The organism is Lysobacter sp. DMC104, assembly GCF_056313665.1.
Map to the genome: position 1 here is coordinate 1 of NZ_JBQUZW010000032.1, position 1,096 is coordinate 1,096.

Below are 1,096 nucleotides of genomic sequence, written 5' to 3' on the forward strand. Positions count from 1 at the left end.
CGACGTCCCCCCGCTTTTGAGTAGCAGCCGGATCTGGAGTCCAATTCCCCAGAGAGAGGAGATTGGACGTGAAGAAGCGATTTACGGAAGAGCAGATCATCGGCTTCCTGCGTGAGGCCGAAGCGGGCCTGGCGGTGAAGGAACTGTGCCGGCGGCACGGGTTCAGCGAGGCCTCGTACTACCAGTGGCGGAGCAAATTCGGCGGGATGAGTGTGTCGGAGGCCAAGCGTCTGCGCGAGTTGGAGGCGGAGAATGCGCGCCTGAAGAAGCTGCTGGCCGAGTCGGCGCTGGAGAACGAGGTGATCAAGGAGGCGTTGCGAAAAAAGTGGTGACCGCGCCGGCCCGACGCGTGCTGGTGCGGCAGATGGTGGATCGTGGGCTGAGCGAGCGGCGTGCGCTGTCGGTGGTGCGCATGAGTGCCAGCGCCTTGCGCTACGCGCCGCGTGCTGATCGCGACGTGGACCTGCGGGAGCGGATCGTGGCGCTGGCCCAGCGCCATCGGCGCTACGGCGTGGGGATGATCCATCTGAAACTGCGGCAGGCCGGGGTGATGGTGAACCGCAAGCGCGTGGAACGGTTGTACCGGCAGGCGCAGTTGCAGGTTCGCCGGCGCAAGCGCAAGAAGGTGTTGCCGGGCCAGCGGCAGCCGCTGGTGCGACCGACACGCGCGAACCAAGTCTGGTCGATGGACTTCGTCTTCGATCGGACCGCCGATGGCCGGGTGCTCAAGTGTCTGACAATCGTCGATGACGCGACGCACGAGGCGGTGTGCATCGAGGTGGAGCGTGCGATCTCGGGCCATGGTGTGGCCCGTGTGCTGGACCGACTGGCCCGCGTCCGCGGCTTGCCGGAGGCGATCCGGACGGACAACGGCAAGGAGTTCTGCGGCAAGGCGATGCTGGGCTGGGCGCACGGACGCGGCGTGAAGCTGCGTCTGATCGAGCCGGGCAAGCCGAATCAGAACGCATACATCGAATCGTTCAATGGCCGGCTACGCGACGAATGCCTCAACGAGCACTGGTTCACCCACCTGCTGCACGCACGGACGCTGATCGAACAGTGGCGACGGGAATACAACGAGGAGCGGCCAAAGAAG

The 1,096-nt window shown here is 65.2% G+C and carries 1 protein-coding gene; it reads left to right on the forward strand.

Annotated features, from left to right (window positions below; translation table 11 throughout):
• Positions 1-68: 68 nt before the first annotated feature.
• Positions 69-1,096, forward strand: a protein-coding gene (locus ACT53R_RS19610) for an IS3 family transposase (protein WP_476173598.1) whose coding sequence is annotated in 2 segments (ribosomal slippage) — positions 69-327 and positions 327-1,096 — 1,029 coding nt annotated over the 2 segments. Because the reading frame shifts where the segments join, the coding sequence is not laid out codon by codon here. This gene is flagged as partial in the annotation.